Raw genomic sequence first — 5,239 nt, 5'->3', positions numbered from 1 at the left:
GGAGAGCACGTGGCCCTCGGTGATCAGGTCGCCGAGGAGCACGGTGACCACGCTCACCGGCAGGCCGAGGTACGCGGACACCTCGGCCACCGAGAGCGGCGACTGGCACAGCCTCATGATCGCCGTGTGCTCGGGCTGCATCCCGGGCCTGGGCCCCGACTTGGCGATGATCAGCGTCACCAGGTCCAGCGGGGCGGGTGTGACCGCCCCGCTGCGCCCGCCCGTGATCACGTACAGCCGCTCGGGAGTGCCGTCTTCCCAGTCCCGGCCCGGGTTGCTCACGCGGGCTGCCCGTCACGCCGCGGCGGGCTGCTGAGGTGCTCTCCGATCCGGGCGACGAGGTCGCGCATCCGCTGTCCCATCAGTCCGGCGTCGACGCCCTCGTTCGCCAGGACGGCGAGGTAGGCGCCGGCGCCGGCCGCCATGAGGTAGAAGAACCCGCCGTCCATCTCGATGACGACGAGCCGCATCCGGCCGCTGCTGTGCGGCAGTTCGGTGGCGACGGCGCCGGCAAGGCTCTGCAGTCCGGCACAGGCGGCGGCGAGCCGGTCGGCGGTGTCGGTCTCCGCGCCGTACTGGGCCATGCGCAGGCCGTCGGCGGACAGGACGATGACGTGCCGGGTCTGCGGAACGCTCTCGGCCAGGTCCTTGAGCATCCAGTCCATGTTGCTCTGCTGCTGACTCACGGCTGTTCCCCCTTGCTCGCCGGGTTCGGCGAGGCGTCTGTGTGCTGGCTTGCTGCGCCGCTGCGGCTCGCGACGGTCCTGCTGCTGGTTTCTCCGGTCAGGCCGCCCTGGAAGGCGGCCAGCCACATGCCGGGCTGTACTTCGGGCTCCGGCGCGGCCGCCGGTGCGGCCTCGGCTCGGGCCGCGGCGGCCGCCGCCGCGTCGATGACCGGGTCGGTGCCCGCGCCCGTACCGCTGCCGGGCAGGTCGGGCCCGGTCATACGGGTCCGGCGGCGGCGCTGCGGGAGGCCGGTGGAGGTCCGCTCGGTGACCACGGGCACGTCGTCGATCTCCAGCGGGTGCTGCGGTCCGGTGGCCGGCCGGGGACGTACGGCGGGTTCGGCGGGCGCGCCCGCCATGGCCGGAGCGCCGGCCGGGCCGGACCCCTGCGGCAGGGCCGCCCGGGGACCGGAGGAGGTGCCGATGCCGTGCGCGACGCCGGTCGCGGACGCGGCCGTGGTGATCAGCGCCTGCGGGATCACGAGGACGGCGCGGACGCCGCCGTACGCCGACGAGCGCAGGGAGACCTGGAAGTCGTAGGCCTGCGACAGCCGGCCGACGACCGCGAGGCCGAGGCGGGGCGTCTCGCCGAGGTCGGTGAGGTCGATGCCCTGCTGTGCCTGGCGGAGCATGCGCTCGGCCCGCCTGCGGGCCTCCTCGCTCATGCTCACGCCGCCGTCCTCGATCTCGACGGCGATGCCCGAGTTCACGTCCACCGCGGTCAGGTGGACCTTGGTCTGCGGCGGCGAGTAGCGGGTGGCGTTGTCGAGGAGCTCGGCCAGTGCGTGGATGAGCGGTTCGACGGCCGGGCCGATGACGGCGACCTGCGAGACCGAGTGGAGCTCGACGCGCTGGTAGTCGATGATCCGCGACATGGCGCCGCGGAGCACGCTGTACAGGGGGACGGCCTTGGACCACTGCCTGCCGGGGCGGGCGCCGCCGAGGACGGCGATGGAGTCGGCGAGGCGGCCGATGAGGGCGGTGCCGTGGTCCAGGCGCAGCAGGTCGCCGAAAACGTCGGGGCTGCGGCCGTGCCGGTCCTCCATCTCGCGGAGCTCCTGGGCCTGCTGGTGCACAATGGCCTGAACTCGACGGGCGATGTTGACGAAGGCGCGCTGCGCGGAGTCACGCAGGTCCTCCTCGGCGACGACGGCATCGAGGACGGAGCGGAGCACGGCCCGGTGGGCGGCCCGGAATTCGGGAGTCAGGCCGGGCCCGTGGGTGCCGGGTTCCTCCAGGGAGGTGAGCACCTCCTCGGGGAACTCGCCCTTGCGCAGCCGCTCGACGACATCGGGCAGCAGCTCCTGGGCCAGTCGTACGGTCTCGGCCTGCTGCCGGGCGAGCGCCGCCTCCTGGGCGGCCGCCACGGCCCGCAGGGCAGCCATGGCCTTGCCCCGGCGGGCGGCCTCGCCGCAGGCCAGGGCGACCGCGGCGCATGCGACGGCACCGACCCAGGCCACGGGCGTGCGGGCCGGTGCGGACACCAGCACCAGGGACACGACCGCGGCTGCGGCGGTCGCCAGGACAGGAAGCGCCCATACGGCGGGTGAGGTGGGCCCTGGACTTCCGGGCGACGATCCCACGCGAACCATCAGAACCCTCAAACGATCGAAAGCGAATGATCATATGACAACGGCCCGGAATCTTAGCGGCTTTGAACGCCGCTCCTGACAGCAGGTCACGTTCCGGACACGGCACGCATGTTGGGGGCTCCAGTTCCGGCCGAATCCCGTTTGCGAGCCGGTCTAAAGGGCCCCGCGCGCCCGTCCGGTTCACAGGCCCGCCCAGTGCGGAACAAACCCTTCCCGCCGTGGACAATGACCCTCGACCGGGCAAGATCATCCCCAGTCCGGCATCCCATTCAGGACCGAAGCACGGAAATGGAACAGGAGCGCACGCGTTGAACCGTCAGGCGCGCGAACACGCCCAGAACTTCTTGCACCAGGGCGAGCGGCTGATCGCCGCATGCGGCTACGAACTCGGCCCCGGCGTGCCCACCCCGCCGGAGGAGCTGATCCCCCCGGCGGAGCCCGCGGCACTCAACCGGCGCATCGAGGAGCGGATACCGGGCCCTCTGCGCCGGCTGATCGCCTCTCAGCTCGACCCCCGGCACTCCCGGCCGGCCGCCGCCGCGAACAGCATCGACCGGATGCCGGACGCCGTGGACCACCTCGGCTCGCGTATGATGCACGGCAAAAGCATGGAGGGCGGCTGGCGGAGCACCGCCGGGGAGTTCCTCATCAGCCGGGCCGGCGCCCGCGGTTCGGTCGAAGGCGTCCTCGCCGTGACCGACCGCCGCTGGATCGCCCTGACCGACGTCTCGCCGCTGTGGCGGTCGACGCCCGCCATGAAGCAGTACTGGGAGGCCCCGCGGGCGGCGGTGTCCGCGCTGCGCGCCAACCCGAAGGGCATGCTGCAGAAGGGCCGGGTGGACATCGAGTTCACCGACGGCTCGTGGGTCGCGGTCCTGGCCTCGCCCGCCGCCAACGCGGCGCCCTTCGCGGCGGCCGCCGCGTACCATCGCTGACCACCGCCGATCGCCGCTGATCACCGCCGATCGCCGCGGCCGGGCGTCAGCGCTCGGCCCGGTCCAGCTGCTCGTCGAGGGCCATGGCCGCGGTGATGAGTGCCAGGTGGGTGAACGCCTGCGGGAAGTTGCCCAGTTGCTCGCCGGTCGGGCCGATCTCCTCGGCGAACAGCCCGACATGGTTGGCGTACGTCAGCATCTTGTCGAAGGCGTAGCGGGCCATGTCGAGCCGCCCGGCCCGGGCGAGGGCGCTGACGTACAGGAAGGTGCACAGGGAGAACGTGCCCTCGTCGCCGACAAGCCCGTCCGCGGACAGCGCGGGGTCGTAGCGGTGCACCAGGCTGTCGGAGACCAGCTCCGACTCGATGGCGTCCAGGGTCGACAGCCACCGGCGGTCCTTCGGCGACAGGAAGCCGACGGTCGGCATCAGCAGCAGTGAGGCGTCCAGCACGTCGCCGTCGAGGTACTGGACGAACGCCTGCCGGGCGGTGCTGTACCCGCGGTCGATGATCTGCTGGAACACCGCGTCCCGCGCCGCGGTCCAGGTGGCCACGTCGGCCGGCCGGGCCAGCTCGCCGGCCAGCCGGATACCCCGGTCGAAGGCCGTCCAGCACATCAGCCGGCTGTAGGTGAAGTGGCGCCGGCCGCCGCGGGTCTCCCAGATGCCCTCGTCGGGCCGGTCCCAGTGGCCGGCCAGCCAGTCGAGGAGCCTGCTGAAGTTCAGCCAGCCGTCGTACCCGGCCAGCTGGGCCGGGTCGGTGGCGTGGCTCAGGGCATAGACGGCCTCGCCGTAGATGTCGAGCTGGAGTTGGCCGGCGGCGCCGTTGCCGACCCGCACCGGGAACGATCCCCTGTACCCCTCGAAGTGGTCGAGGATCTCCTCCTCGAGGTGCGGGTCGCCGTCCACCCGGTACATGATCTGCAGCGGCTCGCCGGTCACCGTCCGGCCGTGCTGCACCCGCGCGCCGAGCCAGCGCCGGAACGCCGCCGCCTCCTCCTCCAGCCCCAGGTCGACCAGCGCCTTCACCGACAGCGACGCGTCCCGCACCCAGGTGTAGCGGTAGTCCCAGTTCCGCTCCCCGCCGACCCGCTCCGGCAGGCCCGCGGTGACCGCGGCCACGGGCGCACCCGTCGGCGCGTACGTCATGAGCTTCAGGGTGATCGCGGACCGGTTGACCATCTGCTGCCACCGGCCCCGGTACCGGCTGCGCCGCACCCAGCGGTGCCAGTACCCGTACGTGCCGCGGAACGCCCGGCGCACCCCCGCCTCCGTCGGCCGGTCCGGCACTGCGGCCCCCGGGCCGTTGCACACCGTCAGGACGGCCGCCGCGGTGTCGCCCGCCCGGAGGACCGCCTCCCCGCGTACGCCCGCCCCGTCGGCGGCGAGCCGTACAGGGCCCACGGTCTGGAGGAAGGCGATGAGGTCCGGGGTGGTGAAGCGGGCGGTGTCCTCGGCGAGGGCCAGGCCGTGCTCCTCGCGCCCGTAGTCGAAGGCGGGCCGGCAGTCGAGCAGGAAGCGGACGGTGCCGCGGGTGACCCGGATGATCCGGATGATCAGGTGCCGGTCGCCGGGGGCCTCTGCCTCGCCCAGCGGCATGAAGTCGATGACCTCGCCGACCCCCTCCTCGGTCATGAACCGGGTGACGAGGATGGCCGTGTCGGCCAGGTAGAGCTGGCGGGTGACGGCCTCGGGGTCGTCTGCGCCGAGGGCGAAGCACCCGCCGCGGTCGTGGTCCAGGAGGGACGCGAACAGGCTGGGCGATTCGAAGCGCGGGGCGCAGAACCAGTCGAGGACCCCGTCGGAGGAGACCAGGGCGGCCGTCCGCAGGTCCCCTATCAGCCCGTGGTCCCCGATCGGCGGATACCGGCGCATACGAGTCCCTTCGCCGTCGCGGCCCGTCCTCCCCTCCCGGCCTCAACGCTAAGCCCGCGGGCGGCGCCGGGCACGCGGGCCGGGCCCCGGCCCGCGTGCCGTGCGGGGCGGGGC

At 73.2% G+C, this 5,239-nt stretch carries 5 protein-coding genes; 1 reads left to right on the top strand and 4 read right to left on the bottom strand.

Translation table 11 applies throughout. The features are described 5' to 3' along the window. From HYE82_RS33800 to HYE82_RS33790, 3 genes are all read right to left on the bottom strand, one after another. The coding region (locus HYE82_RS33800) for a DUF742 domain-containing protein (protein WP_179178041.1) at window positions 1-282 on the bottom strand (282 nt) is incomplete at its 3' end. Beyond that, window positions 279-665: a roadblock/LC7 domain-containing protein gene (locus tag HYE82_RS33795; protein WP_179178042.1), complete on the bottom strand. Its 387-nt coding sequence runs from the start codon at window positions 663-665 to the stop codon at window positions 279-281. The genes HYE82_RS33795 and HYE82_RS33800, both read right to left, overlap by 4 nt. 17 nt (window positions 666-682) lie before the next feature. After that, window positions 683-2,317, bottom strand: a complete 1,635-nt coding sequence (locus HYE82_RS33790) for a sensor histidine kinase KdpD (RefSeq protein ID WP_179178040.1) — start codon at window positions 2,315-2,317, stop codon at window positions 683-685. Between the two features lie 308 nt (window positions 2,318-2,625). Here HYE82_RS33790 and HYE82_RS33785 point away from each other — a divergent pair, with 308 nt between their 5' ends. After that, on the top strand, window positions 2,626-3,252 hold the full coding sequence (locus tag HYE82_RS33785) for a hypothetical protein (RefSeq protein ID WP_179178039.1): 627 nt from the start codon (window positions 2,626-2,628) through the stop codon (window positions 3,250-3,252). A gap of 46 nt (window positions 3,253-3,298) precedes the next feature. On the opposite strand, the gene HYE82_RS33780 is transcribed toward HYE82_RS33785, so the two are convergent. After that, window positions 3,299-5,125 (bottom strand): glycoside hydrolase family 15 protein, encoded by a 1,827-nt coding sequence (locus HYE82_RS33780; RefSeq protein WP_179178038.1) that lies wholly within the window; start codon window positions 5,123-5,125, stop codon window positions 3,299-3,301. Window positions 5,126-5,239 lie beyond the last annotated feature (114 nt).

The sequence above is a fragment of the Streptomyces sp. BR123 genome (assembly GCF_013401435.1).
Taxonomy (GTDB): domain Bacteria; phylum Actinomycetota; class Actinomycetes; order Streptomycetales; family Streptomycetaceae; genus Streptomyces.
This window is presented reverse-complemented; position numbering and strand designations above follow the sequence as displayed.